This is a genomic window from Amycolatopsis sp. NPDC047767, assembly GCF_040704195.1.
Lineage (GTDB): Bacteria > Actinomycetota > Actinomycetes > Mycobacteriales > Pseudonocardiaceae > Amycolatopsis.
Genome location: NZ_JBEYSJ010000011.1, coordinates 104,484 through 128,736, shown reverse-complemented (window position 1 = coordinate 128,736; position 24,253 = coordinate 104,484). Strand labels below are relative to the sequence as shown.

Annotated in this window: 23 protein-coding genes; 12 read left to right on the top strand and 11 right to left on the bottom strand. The window is 72.4% G+C overall.

Features of this window, described 5'->3' with window-relative positions; all coding sequences use genetic code 11:
* Nucleotides 1-21: 21 nt before the first annotated feature.
* The 5 genes from AB0878_RS21605 to AB0878_RS21585 are packed head-to-tail and all read left to right on the top strand — an operon-like array spanning nucleotide 22 to nucleotide 8,652.
* Nucleotides 22-1,311 (top strand): extracellular solute-binding protein, encoded by a 1,290-nt coding sequence (locus tag AB0878_RS21605; RefSeq protein ID WP_366582035.1) that lies wholly within the window; start codon nucleotides 22-24, stop codon nucleotides 1,309-1,311.
* Nucleotides 1,308-2,279: a sugar ABC transporter permease gene (locus tag AB0878_RS21600; RefSeq protein ID WP_366582034.1), complete on the top strand. Its 972-nt coding sequence runs from the start codon at nucleotides 1,308-1,310 to the stop codon at nucleotides 2,277-2,279. Before AB0878_RS21605 ends, AB0878_RS21600 begins: the two co-directional genes overlap by 4 nt.
* Entirely contained in the window at nucleotides 2,276-3,100 is an 825-nt protein-coding gene (locus tag AB0878_RS21595; protein WP_366582033.1) for a carbohydrate ABC transporter permease, read from the top strand. Before AB0878_RS21600 ends, AB0878_RS21595 begins: the two co-directional genes overlap by 4 nt.
* Nucleotides 3,101-3,109: 9 nt before the next feature.
* Nucleotides 3,110-5,974 carry a glycoside hydrolase family 2 TIM barrel-domain containing protein gene (locus AB0878_RS21590; protein WP_366582032.1) on the top strand — a complete coding sequence of 955 codons (2,865 nt, stop codon included), beginning with the start codon at nucleotides 3,110-3,112 and terminating at the stop codon, nucleotides 5,972-5,974.
* Complete coding sequence (locus AB0878_RS21585; RefSeq protein ID WP_366582031.1) at nucleotides 5,971-8,652, top strand: glycoside hydrolase family 38 C-terminal domain-containing protein; 2,682 nt, start codon at nucleotides 5,971-5,973, stop codon at nucleotides 8,650-8,652. The genes AB0878_RS21590 and AB0878_RS21585 overlap by 4 nt, the downstream gene beginning before the upstream one ends.
* 3 nt (nucleotides 8,653-8,655) lie before the next feature.
* On the opposite strand, the gene AB0878_RS21580 is transcribed toward AB0878_RS21585, so the two are convergent.
* Nucleotides 8,656-9,342: an NUDIX domain-containing protein gene (locus AB0878_RS21580; protein ID WP_366582030.1), complete on the bottom strand. Its 687-nt coding sequence runs from the start codon at nucleotides 9,340-9,342 to the stop codon at nucleotides 8,656-8,658.
* A gap of 83 nt (nucleotides 9,343-9,425) precedes the next feature.
* Here AB0878_RS21580 and AB0878_RS21575 point away from each other — a divergent pair, with 83 nt between their 5' ends.
* A complete protein-coding gene (locus tag AB0878_RS21575; protein ID WP_366582029.1) occupies nucleotides 9,426-10,427 on the top strand; it encodes an SPFH domain-containing protein in 1,002 nt (333 codons plus the stop codon).
* Entirely contained in the window at nucleotides 10,424-11,278 is an 855-nt protein-coding gene (locus AB0878_RS21570) for a hypothetical protein (protein WP_366582028.1), read from the top strand. The genes AB0878_RS21575 and AB0878_RS21570 overlap by 4 nt, the downstream gene beginning before the upstream one ends.
* Here the strand turns inward: AB0878_RS21570 and AB0878_RS21565 are convergent.
* Entirely contained in the window at nucleotides 11,211-12,083 is an 873-nt protein-coding gene (locus AB0878_RS21565) for a helix-turn-helix transcriptional regulator (RefSeq protein ID WP_366582027.1), read from the bottom strand. The genes AB0878_RS21570 and AB0878_RS21565 overlap by 68 nt on opposite strands.
* Before the next feature lie 91 nt (nucleotides 12,084-12,174).
* Here AB0878_RS21565 and AB0878_RS21560 point away from each other — a divergent pair, with 91 nt between their 5' ends.
* Nucleotides 12,175-13,002, top strand: coding sequence for an SDR family oxidoreductase (locus AB0878_RS21560; RefSeq protein ID WP_366582026.1), 828 nt, complete (start codon nucleotides 12,175-12,177; stop codon nucleotides 13,000-13,002).
* 518 nt (nucleotides 13,003-13,520) lie between these two features.
* Here the strand turns inward: AB0878_RS21560 and AB0878_RS21555 are convergent.
* Genes AB0878_RS21555 through AB0878_RS21545 form a run of 3 tightly spaced genes read right to left on the bottom strand, consistent with a single transcriptional unit; the run spans nucleotide 13,521 to nucleotide 15,730 of the window.
* Entirely contained in the window at nucleotides 13,521-14,255 is a 735-nt protein-coding gene (locus AB0878_RS21555) for a glycoside hydrolase family 15 protein (protein ID WP_366582025.1), read from the bottom strand.
* Nucleotides 14,256-14,306: 51 nt separating this feature from the next.
* A complete protein-coding gene (locus AB0878_RS21550; protein ID WP_366582024.1) occupies nucleotides 14,307-14,489 on the bottom strand; it encodes a hypothetical protein in 183 nt (60 codons plus the stop codon).
* Entirely contained in the window at nucleotides 14,486-15,730 is a 1,245-nt protein-coding gene (locus AB0878_RS21545) for a hypothetical protein (RefSeq protein ID WP_366582023.1), read from the bottom strand. The genes AB0878_RS21550 and AB0878_RS21545 overlap by 4 nt, the downstream gene beginning before the upstream one ends.
* A gap of 195 nt (nucleotides 15,731-15,925) precedes the next feature.
* Here AB0878_RS21545 and AB0878_RS21540 point away from each other — a divergent pair, with 195 nt between their 5' ends.
* Entirely contained in the window at nucleotides 15,926-16,402 is a 477-nt protein-coding gene (locus tag AB0878_RS21540; RefSeq protein WP_366582022.1) for a single-stranded DNA-binding protein, read from the top strand.
* Nucleotides 16,403-16,997: 595 nt separating this feature from the next.
* Here the strand turns inward: AB0878_RS21540 and AB0878_RS21535 are convergent.
* Together AB0878_RS21535 and AB0878_RS21530 are read right to left on the bottom strand one after the other, a co-directional pair.
* Entirely contained in the window at nucleotides 16,998-17,495 is a 498-nt protein-coding gene (locus AB0878_RS21535) for a MarR family transcriptional regulator (RefSeq protein ID WP_366582021.1), read from the bottom strand.
* Nucleotides 17,496-17,560: 65 nt separating this feature from the next.
* Nucleotides 17,561-17,923, bottom strand: a complete 363-nt coding sequence (locus AB0878_RS21530; RefSeq protein ID WP_364177866.1) for a metalloregulator ArsR/SmtB family transcription factor — start codon at nucleotides 17,921-17,923, stop codon at nucleotides 17,561-17,563.
* A 67-nt stretch (nucleotides 17,924-17,990) separates the two neighbouring features.
* On the opposite strand from AB0878_RS21530, the gene AB0878_RS21525 reads away from it, so the two are divergent.
* Entirely contained in the window at nucleotides 17,991-18,995 is a 1,005-nt protein-coding gene (locus AB0878_RS21525) for a cation diffusion facilitator family transporter (RefSeq protein ID WP_366582020.1), read from the top strand.
* A gap of 184 nt (nucleotides 18,996-19,179) precedes the next feature.
* Here AB0878_RS21525 and AB0878_RS21520 read toward each other — a convergent pair whose 3' ends face one another.
* Entirely contained in the window at nucleotides 19,180-19,785 is a 606-nt protein-coding gene (locus AB0878_RS21520; protein ID WP_366582101.1) for a cation transporter, read from the bottom strand.
* A gap of 605 nt (nucleotides 19,786-20,390) precedes the next feature.
* Nucleotides 20,391-20,735, bottom strand: a complete 345-nt coding sequence (locus AB0878_RS21515) for a metalloregulator ArsR/SmtB family transcription factor (protein ID WP_366582019.1) — start codon at nucleotides 20,733-20,735, stop codon at nucleotides 20,391-20,393.
* 137 nt (nucleotides 20,736-20,872) lie between these two features.
* Here AB0878_RS21515 and AB0878_RS21510 point away from each other — a divergent pair, with 137 nt between their 5' ends.
* Together AB0878_RS21510 and AB0878_RS21505 are read left to right on the top strand one after the other, a co-directional pair.
* A complete protein-coding gene (locus tag AB0878_RS21510; RefSeq protein WP_366582018.1) occupies nucleotides 20,873-21,490 on the top strand; it encodes a hypothetical protein in 618 nt (205 codons plus the stop codon).
* 10 nt (nucleotides 21,491-21,500) lie between these two features.
* Nucleotides 21,501-22,313: a helix-turn-helix transcriptional regulator gene (locus AB0878_RS21505; RefSeq protein WP_366582017.1), complete on the top strand. Its 813-nt coding sequence runs from the start codon at nucleotides 21,501-21,503 to the stop codon at nucleotides 22,311-22,313.
* Nucleotides 22,314-22,507: 194 nt separating this feature from the next.
* Here the strand turns inward: AB0878_RS21505 and AB0878_RS21500 are convergent, their stop codons facing one another.
* The gene (locus tag AB0878_RS21500; protein WP_366582016.1) at nucleotides 22,508-23,398 is read right to left on the bottom strand and encodes a 2-hydroxy-3-oxopropionate reductase; all 891 of its coding nucleotides are present in this window, start codon (nucleotides 23,396-23,398) and stop codon (nucleotides 22,508-22,510) included.
* A complete protein-coding gene (locus AB0878_RS21495) occupies nucleotides 23,395-24,222 on the bottom strand; it encodes a TIM barrel protein (RefSeq protein ID WP_366582015.1) in 828 nt (275 codons plus the stop codon). Before AB0878_RS21495 ends, AB0878_RS21500 begins: the two co-directional genes overlap by 4 nt.
* Nucleotides 24,223-24,253 lie beyond the last annotated feature (31 nt).

Genomic DNA, 24,253 nt, shown 5'->3' with positions numbered 1-24,253 from the left:
GAGCTCTCCGGAGGGTCCCCGATGACGTTGACTCGACGACGGTTCCTGACCGGCGCGGCGGCACTCGGCGCCGCGGCGTTCGGGACGGTTGCCTGCACCAGTCCCACGACCGCGAACCCAGGGCGGATCACGCTCTGGTACACCTCGAACGGCCTGTCCGACGCCGTGCTCGGCGCGGCCGTGAAGCGGTTCGCCGCCGACAAGCTGACCCCTTCGCAGGTCAGCGGCGAGCTCAAACAGCGGCTGCTCGCCGCCCTGGCCGGCGAGGCCTACCTGCCCGACATCACCATGCTCGGCGACGACATCGCCACCTACTTCGCCGACACCGACCACTTCGTCGACCTGAACACCCTCGGCGCGGGCGGCGTCCGCGACCAGTACCTGCCCTGGAAGTGGCAGGCGGGCACCAGCCCCGCCGGGTTCCAGCTCGGGTTCCCCGTCGATGTCGGCCCGGCCGCGCTGTACTACCGCCACGACCTGTTCGCCCAGGCCGGCTTGCCCAGCGAGCCCGACGAGGTCGCCGCGGTCGTGTCCACGTGGGACGACTACTTCACCTTCAGCGCGCAGGTGCAGAAGAAGCTGCCCGGGCGGTACATGATCACCGACACGAAGACGGTGTTCACCTACTCGCTCGCGCAGGAGCCGCGCAAGTACTTCGACCGCGCCAACCACTACCTCGACGACCAGTCTCAGGTGCGCCGCGCGTGGGACCGGGCCGTGCAGGCGTTCCGGATGGGGCTGACCGCCGGGTACGCGGGTTCGCAGAGCGTCAACGGCCAGTCGATCGACCGGCACGCGGCCTGGAACAGCGGCAAGGAGCTCAGCTTCGTCAACGCCTCCTGGATCACCGGTGAGCTCAAGGAGTCGGCGCCGGGCACCTCGGGCAAGTGGCGCGTGTGCCGCCCGCCCGGCGGCGCGGGCAACCAGGGCGGTTCGTTCCTGGCGATCACGAAGTACTGCCCCGATCCGCACGCCGCCTTCGAGATCGTGAAGTGGCTTCAGTCGCCGCAGAACCAGCCGCAGACCTTCCTCGACCTCGGGCTCTTCCCGCCCAGCCCGTCCGCATACACGGACCCGCGGCTGCTCGCGCCGGAGCCGTTCTTCGGCGGGCAGGTGACGATGGACGTGTTCTCGAAGATCGCGCGGGAGGTCAAACCCGTGTACTTCAGCCCGTGGGACATCACGATCAGCGACACGTTCACCGACGAACTGACCAACGTGGAGAGTGCGGGCAAGGACCCCGAGACCGCGTGGCAGGACGCCCGCGCCTCGGTGGAACGCCTGCTGCGCCGCCAGGGGGTGCTCTCGTGACCGCGATCCTGCCCGCCGAGACGACCGGCGCCCGCCGCGCCCCGATCCGCCACGCCGCCCACGGCCGCCGCAAGCGGTGGCGTTACCTGCCGCAGTACCTGGCCGTCGCGCCGTTCTTCGTGCTGTTCGCGATCTTCGGCGTCTACCCGGTGCTGTACTCGCTCTACCTCGCGCTGCAACGCTGGGATGGCGTCGGCCCGATGAAGTTCGTCGGGCTGGAGAACTTCGCGTTCCTGCTGTCGGACACCACGTTCTGGGACTCGATCGGCAACACCCTGATCATCTGGGTGATGTCGACGGTCCCGATGACGGCGCTCGCATTGCTCATCGCGGTCGGGCTCAACTCGTCGGTGCGGTACAAGGGTCTGCCGCGGGTCGCGTACTTCCTGCCGAACGTGACCTCGATCGTGGCCATGTCGCTGGTGTTCGGCTCGATCTTCTCCGACGAGTTCGGGATCCTGAACTGGTTCCTGGGCCTGTTCGGCATCGGCACCGTCGACTGGCTGAGCGACCCGTGGGCCATCCGCGGCGCGATCTCGATCATGATCATCTGGCGCTGGACCGGCTACAACGCGATCATCTTCCTGGCCGGCCTGCAGGCGTTGCCGCCGGACGTGTTCGAGGCGGCCCGCATCGACGGCGCCGGCCCGGTGCAGACGTTCTTCCGCATCACGCTGCCGTTGCTGCGGCCGGTGCTGCTGTTCTCGGTGGTGATGTCGGCGATCAACGGCCTGCAGATCTTCACCGAGTCGCAGGTGCTGCTCGGCAACCGCGGCGGCCCCGGCGGCGCGGGCATGACGATGGTCCTCTACTTCTACAACACGGCCTTCGCGGACAACGACTTCGGTTACGGCGCCGCGATCGCGTGGGGCATCTTCGTGGTCGTCGTCCTGTTCTCGATCCTCAACTGGCGGCTCGTGATGCGGCCCGAGCGCGGCCAGGTCCAGACCAAGGGAGCCGGCCGATGACGACCAGGCGCGCACGGGTGCTGACGCTGGTGGCGCTGATCGCCGGCGCCCTGATCACCCTCTTCCCCTACTACTGGCTCGCCGTGATGGCCTCCAACACCACGGCCGACATCTACGCGACGCCACCGCGGCTGACGTTCGGCGGGCACCTGTTCGCCAACATCGGCGAGGTGTTCGCGAAGATCGACTTCTTCGGCTCGCTGCTCAACACGCTGATCGTCGCCGTGGTCACCACCTTGCTGGTGCTGTTCTTCGACTCACTGGCGGCGTTCACCTTCGCCAAGTACGACTTCCCGGGCAGCAACGTGCTGTTCGGCATCCTGCTCGCGACGTTCGTGGTGCCCACCCAGCTCTCGGCGATCCCGCAGTTCACGCTGATGGCGGACTTCGGCTGGGTCGGCGACCTCAAGGCGCTGATCATCCCGGCCGCCGCCAACGCGTTCGGCATCTTCTGGATGCGCCAGTACGCCCGCGGCGCCATCCCGGACGAGCTGCTGGAAGCGGCCCGGATGGACGGCGCGGGGTTCTTCCGCACGTACCTGTCGGTCGGGCTGCCGGTGCTGCGCCCGGCGCTCGCGTTCCTCGGCATCTTCACCTTCGTCAACGCCTGGAACGACTACCTGTGGCCGCTGGTCGTGCTGATCGACTCCAACCACGTGACGCTGCAGGTGGCGCTTTCGCAGCTGCAGGGCGTGTACGTGAAGGACTACAGCGTCGTGATGGCCGGGACGCTCGTGGCGATCGTGCCGCTGGTCATCGTCTTCCTCTTCGGTGCCCGGCACTTCATCCGCAACATCGCGGCCGGCGCCCTCAAGGGCTGAAAGGAACCCATGTCGTCGTCGTACGTCGAAGACCCCGCCCCCGGCCACGGCTCACTGCCGCCCCGCGCCGCGTTCTCCTCCGACGCGCGGTCGGTGAGCCTGGCCGGGACGTGGCGGTTCCACCTGTCGCCCTCCGCGGCGGCCGCGCCCGAGGGGATCGCGCGCGACGACTTCGACGACAGCGGCTGGGACACGATCACGGTGCCGGGCCACTGGCAGCTGCAAGGCCACGGGAAACCGGCTTACACCAACGTGCACTACCCGTTCCCGGTGCAGCCGCCGCTGGTGCCGTCGGACAACCCGACGGGTGATCACCGGCTCACGTTCGACCTGCCGCCCGGCTGGCCGGACGAGCCGGCGCTGCTGCGGTTCGACGGCGTCGACTCGTGCGCGAAGGTGTGGCTCAACGGCGAGGAGCTCGGCGTCACGCGCGGCAGCCGGCTGCCGTCGGAGTTCGCGGCCGGCCACCTGCTGCGTCCCCGTGGAAACGTGCTGGCCGTGCGGGTGCACCAGTGGTCCTCGGGCAGCTACCTCGAGGACCAGGACATGTGGTGGCTCTCGGGCATCTTCCGCGGGGTCGCGCTGCTCTCGCGCCCGGTGGGCGGGGTCGAGGACTACCGGCTCCACGCCGGTTACGACCACGTCAGCGGGCTCGGCACGCTCTCGGTCGCAGCGGCGGACGGCGTGCTGCTGAGCGTGCCCGAGCTGGGTGTCGAGAACCTGCCGTCCGGCTCGGCGGTGGAGCTCCCCGTCGAGCCGTGGAGCGCCGAATCGCCCCGGCTCTACCACGGTGAGGTGCACACCGCGGCCGAACGCGTGCCGGTGCGGATCGGGTTCCGGACCGTGGTGGTCGAGGACGGCCTGCTCAAGGTGAACGGCCGGCGGGTGCTGTTCCGCGGCGTCAACCGGCACGAGCACCACCCCCGGTTCGGCCGCGCGCTGCCGCGCGAGTTCGCGCTGGCCGACGTGCTGCTCATGAAGCGCCACAACGTGAACGCGGTGCGCACCAGCCACTACCCGCCCGACCCGTACTTCCTCGAGCTGTGCGACACCCACGGCCTGTGGGTGATCGACGAGTGCGACCTCGAGACCCACGGCTTCGGCGACCTGGGCTGGGCGGGCAACCCGAGTGACGACCCGCAGTGGGGCGAGGCGTACCTCGACCGCATGCGCCGCACCGTCGAGCGCGACAAGAACCACCCGTCGATCGTGCTGTGGTCGCTGGGCAACGAAGCCCACACCGGCCGGAACCTCGCCGCGACGGCCGCGTGGACGCAGGAGCGCGACCCATCGCGTCCGGTGCACTACGAAGGCGACTTCGAGTGCGAGTACGTGGACGTGCACAGCCGCATGTACGCCGACCACACCGAGGTCGACCGGATCGGCCGCCGTGACGACCCGAACGAACGCCGCCGGTCGCTGCCGTTCCTGCTGTGCGAGTTCGCGCACGCGATGGGCAACGGGCCGGGCGGGCTGCTGGAGTACCGCGAGCTGTTCGAGCGGTACCCGCACGTGCAGGGCGGGTTCGTGTGGGAGTGGCTCGACCACGGGCTCGCCCGGCGCGACGCCGCCGGTCACGAGTACTTCGCCTACGGCGGCGACTTCGGCGAGCAGATCCACGACGGCAACTTCGTGATCGACGGCCTCGTGCACCCCGACCGCACGCCCTCGCCGGCGCTGGCCGAGTTCGCGAAGGTCTTCGAGCCCGTGCGGATCGGCGCGAGCGCGGGGGGCGTGCGGATCTCGAACCACTACGACGTGGCCGGGTCGGCGCACCTGGTGTTCCGCTGGAGCTTCGAGGACGACGGCGTCGAGGTGGCGGCCGGTGAGCTGGCCGTGCCCGAGGTCCCTTCCGGACAAAGCCTCGACGTGCCGCTCCCCCGGCTGCCCGAGGTCTCGGGGGAAGGCGTGCTCACCGTTCGGGCGGAGCTGGCGGCCGACACCGCGTGGGCGTCCGCGCGCCACGTCGTGGCGTGGGGACAGCTGCCGGTCACGCCCGCGGCCGACCCCGGGCCCGCTGTGGTGGGTGCACCGCTGCTGCGCGAACGCGGGCTGCTGCGCCTCGGGCCCGGCGCGTTCGACGCCGCGACCGGCCGGCTGGTCGCGCTCGGGGGCCACCGCGTCGAGGGGCCGCGGCTGGACCTGTGGCGCGCGCCGACCGACAACGACCGGGGTTCCGACGACCCGGAGGCGACGCGGTGGCGAGCCGCGGGCCTGCACCGGCTGCAGCACCGGGTGGCCGAAGTGGACGGACGAGCGTCGGCGCTGGTGGTGCGGACGCGCGTCGCGCCGCCCGGGCTCGCGTTCGGGATGCTCGCCGAGTACCACTGGAGCGCCGACGACGACCGGCTGCGCCTGCGCGTCGAGGTGGAGCCCGACGGCGAGTGGCCCTGCACACTCCCCCGCCTCGGCCTGCGGATGGCGGTGCCCGGCGCGTTCGGCGGCGTCGAGTGGTTCGGCGCCGGCCCGGGTGAGGCCTACGCCGACAGCCGCCAGGCGGCGCGGCTCGGCCGGTTCTCCTCCACTGTGGACGCTCTGCAGACGCCGTACGTGTACCCGCAGGAGAACGGCAACCGCGCCGACGCGCGCTGGCTGCGGCTCACGTCGGCGGGCGGCGCCGGGATCCGGATCGAGGGCGAGCCGGTGTTCGACTTCACCGCGCGGCGCTGGACTTCGGAAGATCTCGACGCCGCTCGCCACACCGTCGACCTGGTGCCGGGTGAGCTCGTGCACCTCAATCTCGACCTGGCCCAGCACGGGCTCGGCACCGCCTCCTGCGGGCCCGGCGTGCTGCCGCGTTACCGCCTGCACGCCCAGAAGGCGAGCCTCACCCTCACGTTCTCCCCGATCACGCCCGAAGGAGCCGCCCGATGACCGGTGCGCCCGAGGTCCGCCTCGTCCCGCACACGCATTGGGACCGTGAGTGGTACGAGCCGTTCCAGCGGTTCCGCCTGCGCCTGGTCGACCTGCTCGACGAGGTGCTCGACCGCGCCGAGGCCGACCCGCGGTTCCGGTTCACGCTCGACGGGCAGATGGCCGCCGTCGACGACTACCTTCAGGTGCGGGGCGAGAACCGCGACCGGGTGGCCGCGCTGGTCGCGGCCGGGCAGCTCGCGGTGGGGCCGTGGCAGATCCTGCTCGACGAGTTCCTGGTCTCGGGCGAGAACATCGTGCGCAACCTGGAGCTCGGCTGGGCGCGGGCCAACGAGCTCGGCGGCGCGATGCGCGTGGGCTACCTGCCCGACGAGTTCGGCCACTGCGCGCAGATGCCGCAGATCCTGGCCGGCGCCGGGTTCGAGCACGCGTGCCTGTGGCGTGGGGTGCCGTCCGGAGTGGACGGTCACGCGTTCCGCTGGACGGCGCCGGACGGCAGCTCGGTGCGCGTGGAGTATCTGGCCCACGGCTACGGCAACGCGGCCTACGTATGCTCCGACCCCGGCTTCTTCGCCTCCCGCATGGCCGAGCTCGGTCGACGGCTGCGGCCGGAGTTCGGCGCCGACCCGGTGCTCGCGATGTACGGCACCGACCACTCCGCGCCCGTCGGCTCGCTCGTGAAGCTCGTCGCGGGCCTCGACCCGGCGTCGGTCGACGTGCGGATCGCCACCCTGGCCGAGTACATCGGGGAGCGCGACGCCGCGGACCCGTCGCTGCCCGTGGTGCTCGGTGAGCTGCGTAGCCACGCGGCGGCCAACATCCTGCCGGGTGTCCTTTCGGTGCGCCCGCAGCTCAAGCAGGCGATGGCCCGGGCCGAGCGCGTCGTGGAGCGTTACGCCGAGCCGTTCGCCGCGCTGTTCTCGGCCGAGTGGCCGCAGCGGTTCCTGGACCTGGCGTGGTGGCGGCTGGTCGACGCGTCGGGGCACGACTCCGTGACCGGCTGCGGCGTCGACGAGACGGCGACGCAGGTCTTCGCGCGCATCAGCGAGGCGGAGCACCTCGGGCAGGCGGTGCGCGACCGCGTCACCGGCCGGCTCGCGCGGTCCGTGGCGCGGGATTCGCTGCTGGTGCTCAACCCGACGCCCGCGGCTCGCCGCGACCTGGTGACGCTCGACGTCGAAGCGCCGTGGGACGAGGTTTCACTGGAGCTGCCCGACGGCACGCGCCTGCCCGCCCAGGTGGAGGCGCGCAGCGGCCAGTTGCTGCACGAGGAAGCGGCTGCGGGCCCCGACCTGCCGCTCTTCCTGCCGCGCATCCACGGGCGTGAGCTGTTCGGCAGTGAGATCACGGGCTGGCGGTGCGACTCTTCGGCACGGCTGCTGGAGTTCTCCGTCGCTCGGCACGGCGGGGCGGACCCGTTCGACGTCGAAGCCGTGCGGGCGGCGGTGACCGGCGCGACGGGTGCGTGGACGATCCGCATCCGCCAGGCCGAGCGGCGGACGGTCACCGCGCTGGTCGACGTCCCGGCCCTCGGGTGGACGACCGCGCGCGTGGTGCCCGGCTCGGTTGAGGTCGCCGTGCCCGTCGTGGCCGGCCCGTCGCTGAGCAACGGGCTGGTGACGGTCTCGGTGCTCGACGACGGCACCCTCCGGATCGCTTCAGCTGACGGCACCGTCCTCGACGGAGTCGGCCGCATCGTCGACGGCGGCGATCGCGGCGACTCCTACAACTACGCTCCGCCGGGCACGGACACCCTGGTCACCGAGCCGGACGCGGTGCGGGTGACGCCCGGGGTCGAGGGTCCGCTGCGCTCGACGGTCACCGTCGAGCGGACCTACTCGTGGCCGGCGGCGATGGACTGGGACGGCGATCGCCGCGTTGCGTCGGCTTCCCGCGGCACGGTGACCATGGCCGTCGAGCTCCGCACGGGGGAACCGTTCGTCCGCCTCGACCTCACGATCGACAACGCCTCGCGAGACCACCGCGTGCGGTTCCACGTCCCCCTCGCCCGCGCCGCGCAGGCCTCGCACGCCGAGGGCCAGTTCGCCGTCGTCGAACGCGGCCGCACCGCCGAGGGTGGCTTCGGCGAGTACCCCATCCCGACGTTCCCCGCCCACGGTTTCGCCGACGCCGGCGGCGCCGGGCTGCTGCTGACGCAGGCCTGCGAGTACGAACTGCTCGACGACGCGCTCGCCCTCACCGTGCTGCGCACGAGCGGCCGGCTCAGCCGCAACGTCCACCCGTATCGCGAAGAACCGGCCGGCCCCCAGATCCCGACCCCGCTGGCGCAGCAGATCGGCATCACCACCGTGCAGCTCGCCGTCCTGCCCCACGCGGGCGACTGGCGCGCCGGCGCACTGCTCTCGGCGGCCGAGCGCTACCGCCACCCCCTGCACGCGACCCTCGGCACCGGCCCGCTCGACGCACCGCCGGCCTCGCACTCCGGCCTGTCCATCGACGGCGCGGTGCTCACCAGCGTGCGCCGCCGCGAAGACGCGCTGGAGGTGCGGCTGGTCGCGCAATCTCCTGAGGCGGCCACGGCCGTCGTGCGCGGGCCTTTCGCGTCCGCGCGGCGCGTGGACCTGCTCGGCCGCCCCGGCGATTCGGTCCCCGTCACCGAGGGCGAGCTGCGGCTTTCCTTGCGCCCCTGGGAAATCGCCACCGTCCGCCTCTCCTGAACCTCACCCCCGCGTCCGCAGCATCGGCGGTGACAACAGCTCGGCCGGCCCCCTCCGGTACAGCCGGGCGGGCCGGCCGCCGTCGCGGGTCGTCGTGGTGCCGACGGGCTCCAGGAGGCCCTCGGCGCCCGTGACCTTGCGGTGGAAGTTGCGCGGGTCCAGGTGCGTGTCCCACACCAGCTCGTACACTCGGCGCAACTCCGCCACCGTGAACTCCGGTGGGCAGAAGGCCGCGGCGAGCGGGGTGTACTCGAGTTTCGCGCGAGCGCGTTCGAGGCCGTCGGTGAAGATCTTCGCGTGGTCGAAGGCGAGTGTCCCCGGGTCCAGGGTCGCGACGGGCGTCCAGCGCGCTTCGGCCGCGTCGGTCCCCGCCTGCGGCACCGGCAGGTCGGGCGCGAGCGCCAGGTAGGCGATGGTCACCACGCGCAGCCGCGGGTCGCGGCCCGGGTCGCCGTAGCCCGCGAGCTGTTCGATGTGGACGGTGCCCGGCGCCAAGCCTGTCTCCTCCGCCAGCTCGCGTCGCGCGGCCGTGTCGAGGTCCTCGTCGGCGAGGACGAAGCCGCCGGGCAGCGCCCAGGCGTCGCGGAAGGGCTCGATCCCCCGCCGCACCAGCAGCACGCACAGCTGCTCCCCGGTGATCGTGAGCACGACGAGGTCCACGGTGACCGCGCTGGGCGGGAACTCCTCCATGTGCCGCACACTACACCTTAATCGTCAGCTTGACGAAAAGACCGGCGAACCCATATCGTCACGGCGACGATAAGGAGGCCCCCATGGTAGACATCAAGCGCCGGTTCGGGTTCCGGCACCTGCGAGGGGTGCCGACCGCGCACATCCGGCACCTGCGCGGCGGCAAGCTCGTGCACGACGGCACCGGGCTGTCGTTCTGGTACCGGCCGCTGGCCGCGGCCCTCTCGGAGATCCCGGTCGACGACCGCGAGCTGCCGCTGCTGTTCCACGCCCGCACGGCCGACTTCCAGGACGTGACGGTGCAGCTCGCCCTCACCTTCCGCGTGGTCGACCCGGCGCTCGCCGCGCAGCGCATCGACTTCTCCGTCGACCCGGACACGGGCCGGTGGCGCGGCGACCCGCTCGCGCAGATCAGCGGCCTGCTCACCGAGAACGTGCAGCAGTACGCCCTCGACGTGCTCACCCGCACGCCGCTGGCGGAGGCTCTCGTCGACGGCGTCGGTGCCGTGCGCGACCGCATCCGCGCCGGGCTGGCCGAGGAGGACACGCGGCTCGCGCAGACGGGTTCGGCCGTGCTCGACGTGCGGGTCGTCGCGATCCGCGCCGAGCCCGAAGTCGAGAAGGCCCTGCAGACGACCGCGCGAGAGAAGGTGCAGCAGGAAGCCGACCGCGCGACCTACGAGCGGCGGGCGCTGGCCGTGGAACGCGAGCGCGCGATCGGCGAGAACGAGCTGCAGAACAAGATCGAGCTCGCCCGGCGCGAGGAGCAGCTGCTGGCCCAGCGCGGCGCCAACGCCCGGCGTCAGGCCGAGGAAGCCGCGGCGGCCGACCACATCGAGACCGAGGCCCGCGCGAGCCGGGAGACGCGGCTGGCGCAGGTGAAGGCCGAGGCCACGCGGACGCTCGGCGAAGCGGAGGCGGCCGGTGAGGCCGCGCGGCTGGCCGCGTACCGCGACCTGCCGGAGCCGGTGCTGCGCGCGTTGGCCGTGAAGGAGCTGGCGGCGAACCTGCCGAAGATCGACAGCCTCGTGCTCACGCCCGACCTGATCGCGCCGCTGCTGGCCCGGCTGGGGATCGGGTCGTGAGCCTCGCCCCGCGGGCCGTGGTGGTGCACCGGCGCACCGAGCTCGACGAGCTGCTCGCCCGCCACGGCACCCTCGGCCAGGCCGAGTTCTTCCTGGCCACGCGCGGCCGTTCGCTCGACGACGTGGTGGCGCAGGACGCGGCGCTGCGGCGGGCGCTGACCGCGGTGTCGGCCGCCATCCCGCTGGACTGGCGCCGCGGCAGCGTCGAGCGAGCGGACCTGTCGCGGTTCCTGTTCACGCCCGAGGACGTGGTGCTCGTCGTCGGGCAGGACGGGCTGGTCGCGAACGTCGCGAAGTACCTCGCGGGCCAGCGCGTCGTCGGCATCACGCCGGGTGAGCCGGGCATCCTGGTGCGCCACCCGGCCGAGGCCACGGCGGACCTGCTGCGCTCGCGGGACTCGGTCGAGCCCCGCACGATGGTCGAGCTGACCGCCGACGACGGCCAGAAACTGCTGGCGCTCAACGAGATCTACCTCGGCCACCCGAGCCACCAGACCGCGCGCTACCGCCTGGGTCCCGAGCGGCAGGCGTCGTCGGGCCTGCTGGTCGGCACGGGCACCGGCGCCACGGGCTGGTGCCGGTCGGTCTGGCAGGAGCGGCACAGCGCCTTGCGCCTGCCGGCCGCCGACGAACGCCGGCTCGTGTGGTTCGTCCGGGAGGCCTGGCCCTCCCCCACCACCGGGACGTCGCTCACCGAGGGCGAGCTCACGACGTCGGCGCTGACGGTCGACGTCGAGTCCGATCACCTCACCGCGTTCGGCGACGGCCTGGAGAACGACGCGGTCACCGTGACACGCGGGCAGTCGGTGACGTTCGCCCCGGCGGCGCGGGCGTTCCACCTGGTCCGCTGACGTCTTCCGCCAGCTTCCGCAGGGCCTCGGCCGACCGGGTGCCGGGCTCGGCGTGGTAGATCACCATCAGCTGGTCTTCGGCGCCGGTGACGGCGAACTTGTCGTACTGCAGCTCCAGCTCGCCCACCCGCGGGTGGCACAGGTGGTGGGTGCCGCCGCCGGGCTGCGGGCGGACGTCGTGGCGCGGCCAGAGCCGGCGGAACAGCTCGCTCTCCGCCGACAACTCCTCGACCAGCCCGGCCAGCCGCGGATCGTCCGGCTCACTGGCGGCCCGCAGGCTCGCGACGAGCCCGCCGACCCGCGCCTCCCAGCCGGTGAAGAACTCCTGCGCGGCCGGGTCGAGGAGGACGGCGCGCAACAGGTTGGTGCCCGGCGTGTACACGGGCGACAGCGCGGCCGCGATGGGGTTGGCGGCGAGGACGTCGAGATGCCGGCCCTGCACGTACGCCGGCGTCAGCTCCCACGACGCGATCAGCCGTGCGACGCTGGGCCGCACGTTTTCGTGGCTCTGCGGCGCACGGCGACGGCGTGGCGCAGGGTCGGCGAGGTCGTGGAGGTACGCGGTGGCCTCGCGGTCGAGGCGCAACCCGCGGGCCACGGCGTCGAGCACCTGCGCCGACGGGTGGCGGTCGCGGCCCTGCTCCAGCCGCGTGTAGTACTCCGTGCTGATACCGGCGAGCATCGCCAGCTCGTCGCGCCGCAGGCCCGGCACGCGCCGGTGGCTGTTCACGGTGATCCCGACGTCCTCCGGCCGCACCTGCTCGCGCCGCGCGCGCAGGTACTCGCCGATCACGTTGCCCGCCATGCCCTCCACGATAATTCGCCGAAGGTGGCCCTGGCGGCACCCCTGTCGGCACGGTCTGGTCGGCCGGGCCGAGACGGCCCAGGCTGGCGGCATGACACGAACCTGGTTCATCACGGGCGTGAGCACCGGCTTCGGCCGGCACCTCGCAGAACAGCTGCTTTCCGCCGGCGACCGCGTCGCGGGCACCGTCCGCCGTCCCGGCTCGGTGGCCGACCTCGTCGAGTCGTACGGCTCTGCGTTCCACGTCTCCCTGCTGGAGATGACCGACACCGCGGCCATCCGCCCGGTCGTCGACGCCGCGCACGCCCACTTCGGGCGCCTGGACGTCGTGGTCAGCAACGCCGGCTACGGCCTGATGGGCGCTGCCGAGGAGCTCACCGACGAGCAGGTGCGCCACCAGCTCGACACCAACCTGCTGGGCTCCATCCAGCTCATCCGCGCCGCGCTGCCCCACCTCCGCGCCGACGGCGGCGGCCGCATCCTCCAGCTCTCCTCGGTCGGCGGCCAGGTCGCCTGGCCGGGCGGCTCGCTCTACCACGCGACGAAGTGGGGCATCGAAGGCTTCGCCGACGCCCTCGCCGACGAAGTCGCGCCCTTCGGCATCGGCGTCACCCTCGTCGAACCCGGCGGCGCCCGCACCGAGTTCCGCTACGGCAACTCCCGCCTGGCCCCCAAAATCGACGCCTACGCAGCCTCCCCGGCCGCCCACATCCGCCAGATCCTGGAAGAACGCACCACCCTCGCCCCCGGCGACCCCGCCCGCATGGCGGCGGCCATGATCGCCACCGTCGACCACACCCCGGCACGCCGCCGCCTGGTCCTCGGCAGCGACGCGTGGACCGCGATCACGGCCGCGCTGGAGGCCCGGCTGGCGGAGGTGCGGGAGCAGAAGCGCGTGGCGTTCTCGACGGATCTGTAGGAATTCCGGTGCTCGGTATCGGCCGCGGTGCCGGTTTTTCACCACCGGAGGCGCGTGCCGCCCGCTCCAGTTGCACATTCGGGGAAGGTGCCGAGCCGGCCCCTTCCGAGCCGGCGCCGCGTCGTGTGCTGTGCCGTTCTGGCCGACCCTCGAAGAAGACGTCTTCGAGGGTCGGCTGCATTTCGCCCCGAAGCGCCAGGAGGCCGAGCCCGCCCGCGACGGGCCACGCCAGTCGCGTTTGCCGAACGACAGCCGCCACTCGCGCGGGCCGCGTTTCAGCTGCCGAGGCAGGCTCGCACGTCGAGGGCAAGGTGAGGTTGCCGCGGCGCCCATCGCTGCGCCCGCGACGCGGCCGACCTCGGCAGCGTCGCGGGCCAAGCGTCAATGGCGTCCGCGGTGCTTCGCCGCCGAAGTCACGCGATCCGGCGCCGCATCCGCCGTGCCGGTCCATTCCGACCCGAAGCGCTTGCGGGCCGAACTCGTTAGCAATGCTTCGCGCCGGCCGCGGCTTGCGGACCTCAGCTGCCGTACCGCTCCTTCACCACCGAAGGCGTGTCGAGGTTGTGCCCCGCGTCCATGCTCTGGGCCAGCCGCAGGTACTGGCCCTCCGCCCACATCAGGGGTGCGGCGCTGCCCGTCGGGCGGCCGAGGGCGAAGCAGCCGCTCGCGCGGTCCCACACCTGTTCGGGGATGAAGTAGCCGTCGTTGGCGGCGTCGGCCATGGACTTGAGGTAGACCGCGGCCGAGCGGCCGTTGGCGAGCTCGTACTCGCCGCGCTCGCCGGACAGCACGGGCCACAGCCGCCCGAAGCGTTGCGGGCCGCCGGCGGGCCAGCCGGTGCACGCGGAGGTGCTTTCGCCGTAGTTGTCGTGCGGGTAGCGGTGGAAGTAGACGTCGCCGTTGGGCCGGGTGACCTGCATCGGTGCGTTGCCGTCCGACGCGGCGGCCGTCGGGGCGATCGAGGCGGCGATCGTCGGGTCGGCCGGCGCGCGCACGCCGAGCCGAACGAGGTCGAGGAAGCCGAAGTCGACCACGTCGTGCTCGTAGAAGCAGCCTTCGTCGAAGCAGATCTGCCCGCCGTCGTTGGGGTCGGTGCCCTTGTCGAGGCGCTCGTAGTACGTGTGGCCGCCCCAGAAACCGGACGTCGTCACGGTCCACGAGTCGAGCGAAGCCCGCCACGAGTCCGCTGTGGACTCCCACGTGGTGGCGCTCGCGGTGTCACCGTTGGCCCGGGCGATCGCGCCCGCCGTCACCAGCCCCGCGATCTCGGCGGCGATCGACGAGGGCGACCGCCCGTACTGTTCTTACCAGCGTTCGGTCGTGGCGGGACCGCTCGTGCGCAGGTGCTCGGCGGTGACCTTGACCTTCGCGTACGTGGCGGCGTCGGTGAGACCGGTCAGCCACGCGAGCACGATCGCGTCGGCGTCCTGGTCGAGCTGCTCGCAGCACCCGAGCTGCTGCGCACTGGCGCCGGCGACGCCGCTCACGGGGCTGTAGCGGGGGAACGCGCCGGCCGGGTACGTCGTGCCGTCGCCGGCGGTCGGCGAGCCGATCCACTGCGAGTTCCACAGGAACTGCGCCATGCGTTTCGGCTGCGCCGTGTCGCCGGCGGCCAGGAGACCGGTGGCCTGTTGGTAGAGGTCGCGACCCCACACCCGGTGGTAACCGTCGCCGAGGCTGTCGCCGTTGACGACGTCGCCCCACGGCGTCGCCAGCCCGGCCAGCCGGCCCCGCGGAACGTCTTGTCCTCGGCCGCGTGCAACGCCATCGCGGCGACGTAATACGCGCGCCGCCGCTGCTGGTCCCCCGCGACGCTCGCCGGGGCGGGCTTGAGGCTGCCGACGTAGGAGTTCCAGCCCGTACGGTAACCGGCTTCCAGCGCGCTGAACCCCGCGGTGAGCGAGCCGGTTGCCGCGCTCGTCGCCGCCTGCGCGGTCGATCCGTAGCCGAGGGCGACGGTGAAGGTGGTGTCCGCGGCGACCGGGATCTGTCCACACTGGACCACGTTGCCCGCGCCCGAAACCGCATCGAACCCGTTGTCCAGCCGATGGTCGGCGCGCAGGTCGACGAGACAGTCGCTGGCGGCGCCGGAGTATCCGTTGTCGTGCGCCGAAAATCCGGTCGACGCGCGCAGTGAGGACACGACGGTGGTCGTCGTGCCGAAGAGGTTCTCCGTACCGCTCGCCACGAGCCCATTGCCGTCCCACGACGCGGTGTCGCCACCCGCGCCGCCGGCCATGGACGGGTTGGCGAGCAGGTAAAGCCGATACGTGCCACTATCGAGCGCCTGGAACCGGGTCCGGGTCACGAGCGTCGCGCGGGCCGGGTCGGTGACGTACGTGGTCGTGATGCGGTAGCGGCCGCTCTTCGCGGTGTTGGTGACGGTGTATTCGAGCGACTTCTCGTCGGGCATCGAGACGGCGTGGTCGGTCGCGTCGCGCTCGAGGTCGACGAACGAGGAGCCGTCGGTGACGACGTACTGCATGTCCTGCGTCTCGGGGACGTCCACGCGCGGGTAGAACACCTCCGACGTCACGCCGTCCGCGACGGTGAACCAGACCGGGCTCTGCGTCGTCGCCGAGGTGCCGAGCGCGGACTTGTCCCCGGTGGTCCACGACGAGGGGCCACCGCAGCAGTCGGTCGCGGTGCCACTCGCGGGGGTTGCCGCGGTGCTCCCCACCAACGCCAACGCCAGCACTGCCGCGCGGGCCTTCCGCCAGATCCTCATCCGCTCCCTCTCCACCGCCTCGGCCGCCTATCGTGCCGTGGCCGCGCCCGTCCGGCCACGGCCGAAGGAAGGGTTCCGGCACACCACCTGATGGGGTGACGGCCGCTGCCGGAGAAACTGTCGTACCCGGATGGTCTCCTGAATCCCGGAAGCGGCCCCCACCCCGGGGCGCCGCCGGAACCCGAGGAGAACACCATGGCCGGAGACACGGTCGTCACCATCGTCGGCAACCTCACGTCCGACCCGGAGCTGCGCTTCACCCCGTCCGGCGCCGCGGTCGCCAACTTCACCGTCGCGTCCACCCCGCGCACCTTCGACCGCGCCACGGGCGAATGGAAAGACGGCGAAGCCCTCTTCTTACGCTGCTCGCTCTGGCGCCAGCCCGCCGAAAACGCCGCGGAATCCCTCACCCGCGGCGCGCGCGTCATCGTCCAGGGCCGCCTCACCCAACGCTCCTACGACACCAAGGAAGGCGAACGCCGCACCGTCGTGGAACTCCAGGTCGACGAGATCGGCCCCTCCCTTCGCTACGCCACGGCCAAAGTCAATCGCGCCAACCGTTCCGGGCCGCCGTCCGGCGATTCCCCGGAAAGCTCGGGCAGTTCCGACAGCCCGTGGTCCCCGGTTGCCCCGATGCCGGTCACCGCGGGCGCGGGGGATCCGCCGTTCTGACGTCACCCGCCGGCACACGCTGGGGCGTTCGGCTCGGCCGCGGTGCGTTGCCGGGCGCGGTGGCGTCGGGCAGGCCGGGATGGACGTTTCGTCGTCGCGCGCCAAAGGGAGGATCAGCAATCGCGCGATTCCGGCTTGGAGGATGAGCACTGCGACTTGCGGATGCCGCGGATCGGTTGCGACGACACCGCTTTAGTGCTGAGGCACCCAGTCGCAGACCCGACCCCGATCATCGGGACTGCCCGGAGCGCACCGCCGACAGTCCGGCAGTGGCCGCCACAGAGGCCGGCTGCCCTCGGCACCACACCCGACCGGCGGGCGGGCTTGAACACCGCCCGGCCGTCGCGGAGGTTCGGTGGCCGGCTGCCGGCGTTCGATCGTCGGCGATCCGTGCGGCCTGCACCGTCGTCACGTGTCGTCCCGTGTGGGATGGCGCTGCGGGCCATCACCGTGGCTGGACCGCGGCCGAGCTTGCCTGGCCGCAGCCATGCGGCTGCCGGTCGATGCGGTCATCCGACGACCGCCGCGGTGGTTGTCCGCGATCAGCCGCCGCCAGGTCCGTCCATACAGGACGGTTCGGGTCGTCCGCCGGTCCTCAACGGAGTTCCGCAAGCATCGCCTTGAGGATGCGGCTCAACGTCGCCGCGTCGTCGGGGGTCGTGGCCGAAGAAAGGAGTTTCGCGAGACCGGCCGCGTGGTCGGTGAGGGTCGCGTCGATGACGTCGCGGCCGGCCGGGGTGAGGGTGATGCGGAAGCTGCGGCGGTCGGCCGGGTCGAGGCTGCGCTCGACGTAGCCCGCGGCCTCCAGGCGGTCGAGGCGGTTGGTCATGCCGGCGCGGGAGGTCATCAGCGCGGCCGAGAGTTCGGAGGGGGTGAGCGTGTAGGGCGAGCCCGTGCGGCGCAGCGCGGCGAGCACGTCGAACTCGCCGGGGCGCAGGCCGTGTTCGGTGAACACCCGTTCCACGACGGACTCGACCACCCGGGTCAGCTGGGAGAGCCGGCCGAACACGTCCATGGCGGACAGGTCGAGGTCCGGCCGCTCCTGCCGCCACTGAGCGATGACCTCGTCGACGGTATCGCAAGTCTCACTCACACTTGAAGTCTAGGCGAACGAGAGGAGCACCCACCGCCCGAGACACACCCCGGCGCCGCCGCGGTTTACCCGGCCTCACCCGCGCGGTCCGCGACCCCGAGCCGCAGGTGTTCGCTGTGGTAGACGGCCTCGTCGAGCAGCTGGGCGACGTGGTTGTCGTGCAGGCTGTAGACGATGCTGCGGCCGTTGCGGGTGCCGACGACCAGCCCGAGGTTGCGCAGCAGCCGCAGCTGGTGCGACACGGCCGACTGCTCCATCCCGACCGCGGCCACCAGGTCGCCGACGGCGAGGGGCTGTTCGCGCAGTGCGCTGAGGATGAGCAGGCGGCTCGGGGTCGCGAGGGCCTGCAGTGTGGTGGCGACCGCGGCCGCGGTGGTCGCGTCGAGCGGTCCCGCGGGGCGGCGACGCCCTTCGACCCCGTGTCCCATGGAGAGGAGACTAGAACACGACAGGAGACATGAACATATCTTCATTCGTTCTGTTACCGTTCCGGACATGGAAAGCGCAGGACACGGGCATGGGCACGGCCACGGGCACTGGAGCCGGCTCAAGCACGCCCTGAAACCGCACAGCCATGAGTCGGCGGAGCTCGTCGACGACACGCTCGAGGCGAGCCGCTCCGGGATGCGCGCGTTGTGGCTGTCGTTCGCCGGGCTGCTGGCGACGGCGGTCGCGCAGCTGGTGGTCGTGGGGTTCACCGGGTCGGTCGCGCTGCTCGGCGACACGCTGCACAACTTCGCCGACGCGCTGACCGCCGTGCCGCTGGCGGTCGCGTTCCTGCTCGCGCGGAGGCAGGCGACGCGCCGCTTCACGCACGGGCTCGGGCGCGCCGAGGACCTCGCGGGTCTGGTGATTCTCGTGGTGATGGCCGGGTCCGCGGTGCTCGCGGGCTACGAGGCGATCGACCGCCTGCTGAACCCGCGGCCGATGACGGGCGCCGGATGGGTGGCGCTCGCCGGCGTGATCGGTTTCGTGGGCAACGAGCTCGTCGCGCGCTTCCGCATCCGCGTCGGGCGGCGGATCGGGTCGGCGGCGCTCGTCGCGGACGGGCTGCACGCGCGGACCGACGGGTTCGCGAGCCTCGCCGTGGTGCTCGCGGCGGGCGGGGCGCTCGTCGGCTGGACGTGGGCGGATCCGGTGGTGGGGCTGCTCATCACGGTGGCGATCGTGCTGGTGCTGCGCGACGCCGCGCGCGAGGTGTTCGGCCGGCTGCTCGACGCCGTCGACCCGCACCTGGTGGACGACGCCGAACACGCGCTCGCCGAGACGCCCGGCGTGCTGGGCGTCGACGTGATCCGGTTGCGCTGGATCGGGCACACCCTCGCGGCCGAGGCGGAGGTGTCGGTGGACCCCGGTCGCACGCTGGCCGAGGCGCACGGCATCGCGCACGCCGCCGAGCAGCGCATGGCGACGGCCTTGCCGCGGCTCGCGCGGGCGTTGATCCACGCGCATCCGGCGCGTGACGTCAACGTCGTCGCCGCTGGCGTCAAGGAAGCGTGAGCGCCGGGCGCGAGCCGGGCGCCGCCGTCGCACGCTGGGGTTCGTCAGGGTGACGCGTGGGAAGAGAGCGTGCGGTGAGTGATTTCGACGGTTCGGTGCTGCTGGTGGGCGTGTTCATCGCGTTCGCGGTCGTGTTGCGGGGGTTGCAGTGGTGGCTCGCCCGCGACCGCGGGCTGAGGCGCACTCAGCAGCAGTGCTCTCCGCGCCAGGCCTCGCGGCCTTCCCGCACCGCGACCGCCGCGATGACCAGCGCGACGACCGGGTCGGCCCAGTACCAGCCGAACAGCGTGTTGAGCAGCAGCCCGGCCAGCAACACAGCCGAGAGGTAAGTGCACAGCAGCGTTTGCTTGGAGTCGGCCACGGCGCTCGCGGAGCCGAGCTCGCGGCCGGCCCTGCGCTGCGCGGCCGACAGCACCGGCATCACCGCCAGCGACACCGCCGCCAGCACGATGCCGACGGTCGAGTGCCCCGCCTCGCTCCCCCGCGCCAGCGCCAACCCGGCATCGGTCACGACGTAGGCCGCCAGCGCGAAGAACGACACCGCGATCACCTTCAGCGCCGCCCGCTCCCGCCGCTCCGGATCCGCCCCGGCGAACTGCCACGCCACCGCGGCCGCCGACGCCACCTCCACCACGGAATCCAACCCGAACCCCACCAGCGCGCCCGACCCCGCCGCCTCCCCCGCCACCAGCGCGACCACCGCCTCGACGACGTTGTACGCGATCGTCCCCGCCACCAGCCACCGCACCCGCCGCGCCAACACGCGCCGCCGCTCCGCGACGACAGGCACCCGCCGGTCGCCCGCCGGCTCCTCGGCCGCACAGCAGCCGGCGCCACCGCAACACTCGTCGACCGCAGCGGGTTCGACCCACGCCTCGTGACTCACTACGCCACCTCCACAGCAGCCACACCTTCACCCACGCAACCCACCGCGCCCACGCCGCGCCGACCATCCACAACCACCGGCGCGGGCACGCAACAACCAGCACCACCACGCCTCTCGACAACAGCCGCCGGCACGCGCCTCAGATCCGCCCGAGACGGCGGGTTCGCGGGCATCGCATCCAGAAGTGCGGCCGCGCGGCGCCGATCGTTCGAGGCCGTCCGTTCGGGCGCGCAGTAGCCGGGGAACGCCGCGGTCGTCGTCGGCGGCCGACGGTTCGGCCCGCGATTCATGACTCATCAAGGCATCTCCCTGCCGAGCCGGTCCTCGCCCGCGCGAACGATCGCAACCGCGGCGCCGCCGAGCGGAAGAGGCATGCGGCGCGGCGGAAGAGCATCCGGCGCCGGTCCCGTCTACAGCAGTCGGCGCGGTCAGACGAGCGGCCGGCGCACAGCAGCCGGCGCCACCGCCGCGCGCTTCGACAGCCGCCGCCGTGAGCTGCGCTTCGGGAGTCATCGGGTGGCCTCCACCGCGGGTACGTCCTCATTCGCGCAGTCGGGGGTGGGAGCGACGGCGAGGACGACCTGCGTCAGTTCGGAGAGGGCGTGGGCCAGGTGGGGGTCGGCGAGGGTGTAGCGGACCTGGCGGCCCTCGTAGGTGGCGATGACGAGACCGCAGCCACGCAGGCAGGACAGGTGGTTGGAGACGTTGGACCGGCTCAACCCGAGCGTCTCGGCCAGGCGTGCCGGGTAGGCCACACCATCGAGCAGGGCGACGAGGATGCGGCAGCGCGTCGGGTCGGCGAGGGCGCGGCCGATCCGGGCGAGGGCTGATTCGCGGGTTTCACAGCTCAGCATGGGCCGAACAGTACAGCACCGGCTGATCTATTGGACAGACCCTGAACCGAAGAACGAGACAACGGCGAACGCGGGCCGCCGTAGGATTTGCGAGCCGGCGCGTGAAGCGGCGGATCCCCCACGACGCGAGGAGATCGATGTCGGCGACCGGCACGGTGCAGCGGGGCGCGGCGCGCGTCGCGACGGAGGTGCTGGCGCCGTGGGTGTGGGTGCTGGGGTTGCCGCTCGCGGTGGCGTGGGAGGTGACCGGGCACCGGGTCGGGGCGACCGTGCTGTGGGGGCTGGTCGTGGGGGTGACGGCTTCGCTGATTCCGATGGCTGTCATCGTGCGCGGGGCGCGGCGCGGGAAGTGGGACTCGCACCACGTGACGAACCGGGCGGGGCGGGTGGTGCCGTTCGCGGTGTGCCTGGGCTCGCTGGCGGCGGGGTTCGTGGTGCTGATCGCGGGCGGGGCGCCGCGGGAGCTGATCGCGCTGACGGCGACCGAGCTGGCGTGCCTCGCGGTGGCGGTGGCGATCACGTTCGCGCTGAAGTTCAAGATCTCCATCCACGCCGAGGTCGCCGCGGGCGCGACGGTGATGCTGGTGTGGGTGTACGGGCCGTGGCTGCTCCTGCTGGCGCCGTTCGTGCTGTGCGTCGCGTGGTCGCGCGTGGAGCTCGGTGACCACACGGTGCCCGAGGTGACCAGCGGCGCCTTCGTCGGCGCGGTGGTGGGCGGCGCCGTCTACTTCGGACTCCTGGCCGCGCTCTCGTAGACTGGGGCGCGTGGACAACCTCCTCGGCGACTACCTCCGGGCGCGGCGCGAGCTCGTCTCGCCCGAAGACGTCGGCCTGCCCGCCGGTGGGCGCCGGCGCGTACGCGGCCTGCGCCGCGAGGAGCTGGCTCTGCTGGCCGGAATCAGCAGCGACTACTACATGCGCCTCGAGCAGGGCCGCGACCAGAACCCGTCCGCGCAGGTCCTCGACGCGCTCGCCCGCGTGCTGGGCCTCGACGACGACGCCACGGACCACCTCCACAGCCTCACGGCCCCCGCGCCCGCCACCACCGCGGGCCCGGCGCCGGTGGTGCCGCCGAGCATCGCCGAGCTGATCGACACGTGGCCGACCACCCCCGCGTACGTGCAGGACCGCCTCACCAACGTCCTCGCCGCCAACGCCATCGCCACCGCGCTTTCCCCGCACTACGCGGTCGGCCACAACCTCCTGCGCGAGGTCTTCCTCGACCCCGCCGAGCGCGACTTCCGCGTCGACTGGCACGAGACGACCGCCGACGGCGTGGGCGGCCTGCGCGCCTCGCTCGGCCGCGACGTCGGCGACCCCGCCGCCACCGAACTCGTCACGGAACTCTCCGCGAAGAGCGAGCGTTTCCGCGAACTGTGGTCCCGCCACGACATCAAGCCCCGCACCGGCCACCTCGCCCGCTTCCGCCACCCGGCGGCCGGCCCCCTCGACCTCCACAGCGACAAACTCAACCTCCCCGGCCCGGACGCCCTGTCGCTCGTGGTCTTTCACGCCGCCCCGGGCACCGGCCACGCCGAGGCGCTCGCGTCGCTGGCCACGCTCGTCGAGAGCAGGTAGCAGGCAACGCACTGCCGTGGGCGGGCCCCGCACACCCGGGCCCGCCCACGGCAGAAACTCACCTCGCGCTCGATCACGGGCCCTCGACAACCGGCCGCGGTGCGCTCGGCTTCCGAGTGCCCACAACCGACGAGTGGATCAGCTCGATCACGGGGCCTACGAGAACCGGTCGCCCACCACGACCGGGATTCTCGTCAGACCTCCGCCGACTCGCGGCCCGAGAGTTCCTCGACGACCTTCAGCAGCGCCGAGTGGTCCAGCGACCCGTGGCCCATGGCGCGCCCGGCGGCCACCAGCTGGGCGACCAGCCCGGTCAGCGGCAGGGCGACGTCGGCCTGGCGCGCGGCCGCGAGCGCGATGCCCATGTCCTTGTGGTGCAGGTCGATCCGGAAGCCCGGCTGGAACTGCCGCGCGACCATCGACTTGCGCTTGAGCTCCAGGATCCGGCTGCCGGCGAGCCCGCCCGCCAGCACGTCGAGCCCGGTGCCCGCGTCCACTCCGGACGCCTCCAGCAGCACGATCGCCTCGGCGACCAGCCCGTAGATACCGCCGACCACGAGCTGGTTGGCCGCCTTCACGACCTGGCCCGCGCCGTGCGGTCCCACGTGGACGATCGTCTTGCCCAGCACCTCGAAGATCGGCTTGGCCGCCTCGAAGTCCTCGGCCTCGCCACCGACCATGATGGACAGTGCGGCCTGCTCCGCGCCCGCCTGGCCCCCGGAGACCGGCGCGTCGAGCACCCGGATCCCCCTGGCACCACCGGCCTTGGCGACGGCGATCGACGTCTCCGGCCGGATGGTGCTCATGTCGGCCAGCAGCGTGCCCGGCTTCACGACGTCGAGCACCCCGCCCGCCGCCAGCACCACCTGCTCGACCTGCGGGTGGTCGGGCAGCATCGTGACGACCACGTCCGCCTCGGCCACCGCGTCGGCCACATCGGACGCCGCGCGCCCGCCCGCCGCAGTCAGCTTCGCCAGCGCGTCCGCGCTCAGGTCGAAGCCGCTCACGTCGTGTCCCGCACCGGCCAGGTGCGCGGCCATCGGCGTGCCCATCACGCCGAGACCGATGAAGCCCACCTTGCTCATTTGTCTCCCCTTCGCTCTTCCGGCAGCCAGGCCAGCGACGCGAGTGTGGGACCGTCCGGTTTGTACTCGATCCCCACGTGCCCGCGGTAGCCCGCCGCCTCCAGCTTTTCCAGGTGTCCTTCGAGGTCCAGCTCCCCCGTGCCCGGCTGGTGCCGGCCCGGCGCGTCGGCGATCTGGACGTGCCCGGTGCGCGGGGTGTACCCGGCGATCACGGAGTCGAGGTCGTCGCCGTTCACCGCCAGGTGGTAGAGGTCCGCGAGCAGCCGGACGTTGTCGAGCCCCAGCCGGTCCATCACCGCCACGGCGTCCGCGGCCGTCTTGAGCGGGTAGGCCGGAGTGCCCGAGAGCGGCTCCAGCACCAGCCGAGCCCCGATCTTGCCCGCCGCTTCGGCGGCCGTCGCCAGGTGCTCCAGTGCCAGGGCGTCCTGTTCGGACGGTGCGACGCCGTCGAGCCGGTTGCCGTACAGCGCGTTGAAGCTGCGGCAGCCGAGCCGCTCCGCGATGCCGATCGCGATGGTGAGGCTCACGGCGAACTCCGCCTCGCGCCCGACCCACGACACGAGCCCGCGCTCGCCCGCGGCCATGTCGCCGGCGAACAGGTTGAGCCCGGTCAGCCGCACCCCGGCCTGCTCGATGGAACGCACGAACCTCTCGACCTCGACCGGGCGCGGGTCGGCGCCGTCGAACGGCCACCAGTACTCGACCGCGGTGAAGCCCGCTGCCCGAGCGGCCTCGGCGCGCTCGAGCAGCGGGAGCTCGGTGAACAGGATCGACAGGTTGGCGGTGTAGGGCAGCGAGTGCCGCACCCCGGCGGGACCGGTCATCGGATACCTCGGCTCATCGGATTGCTCTGAC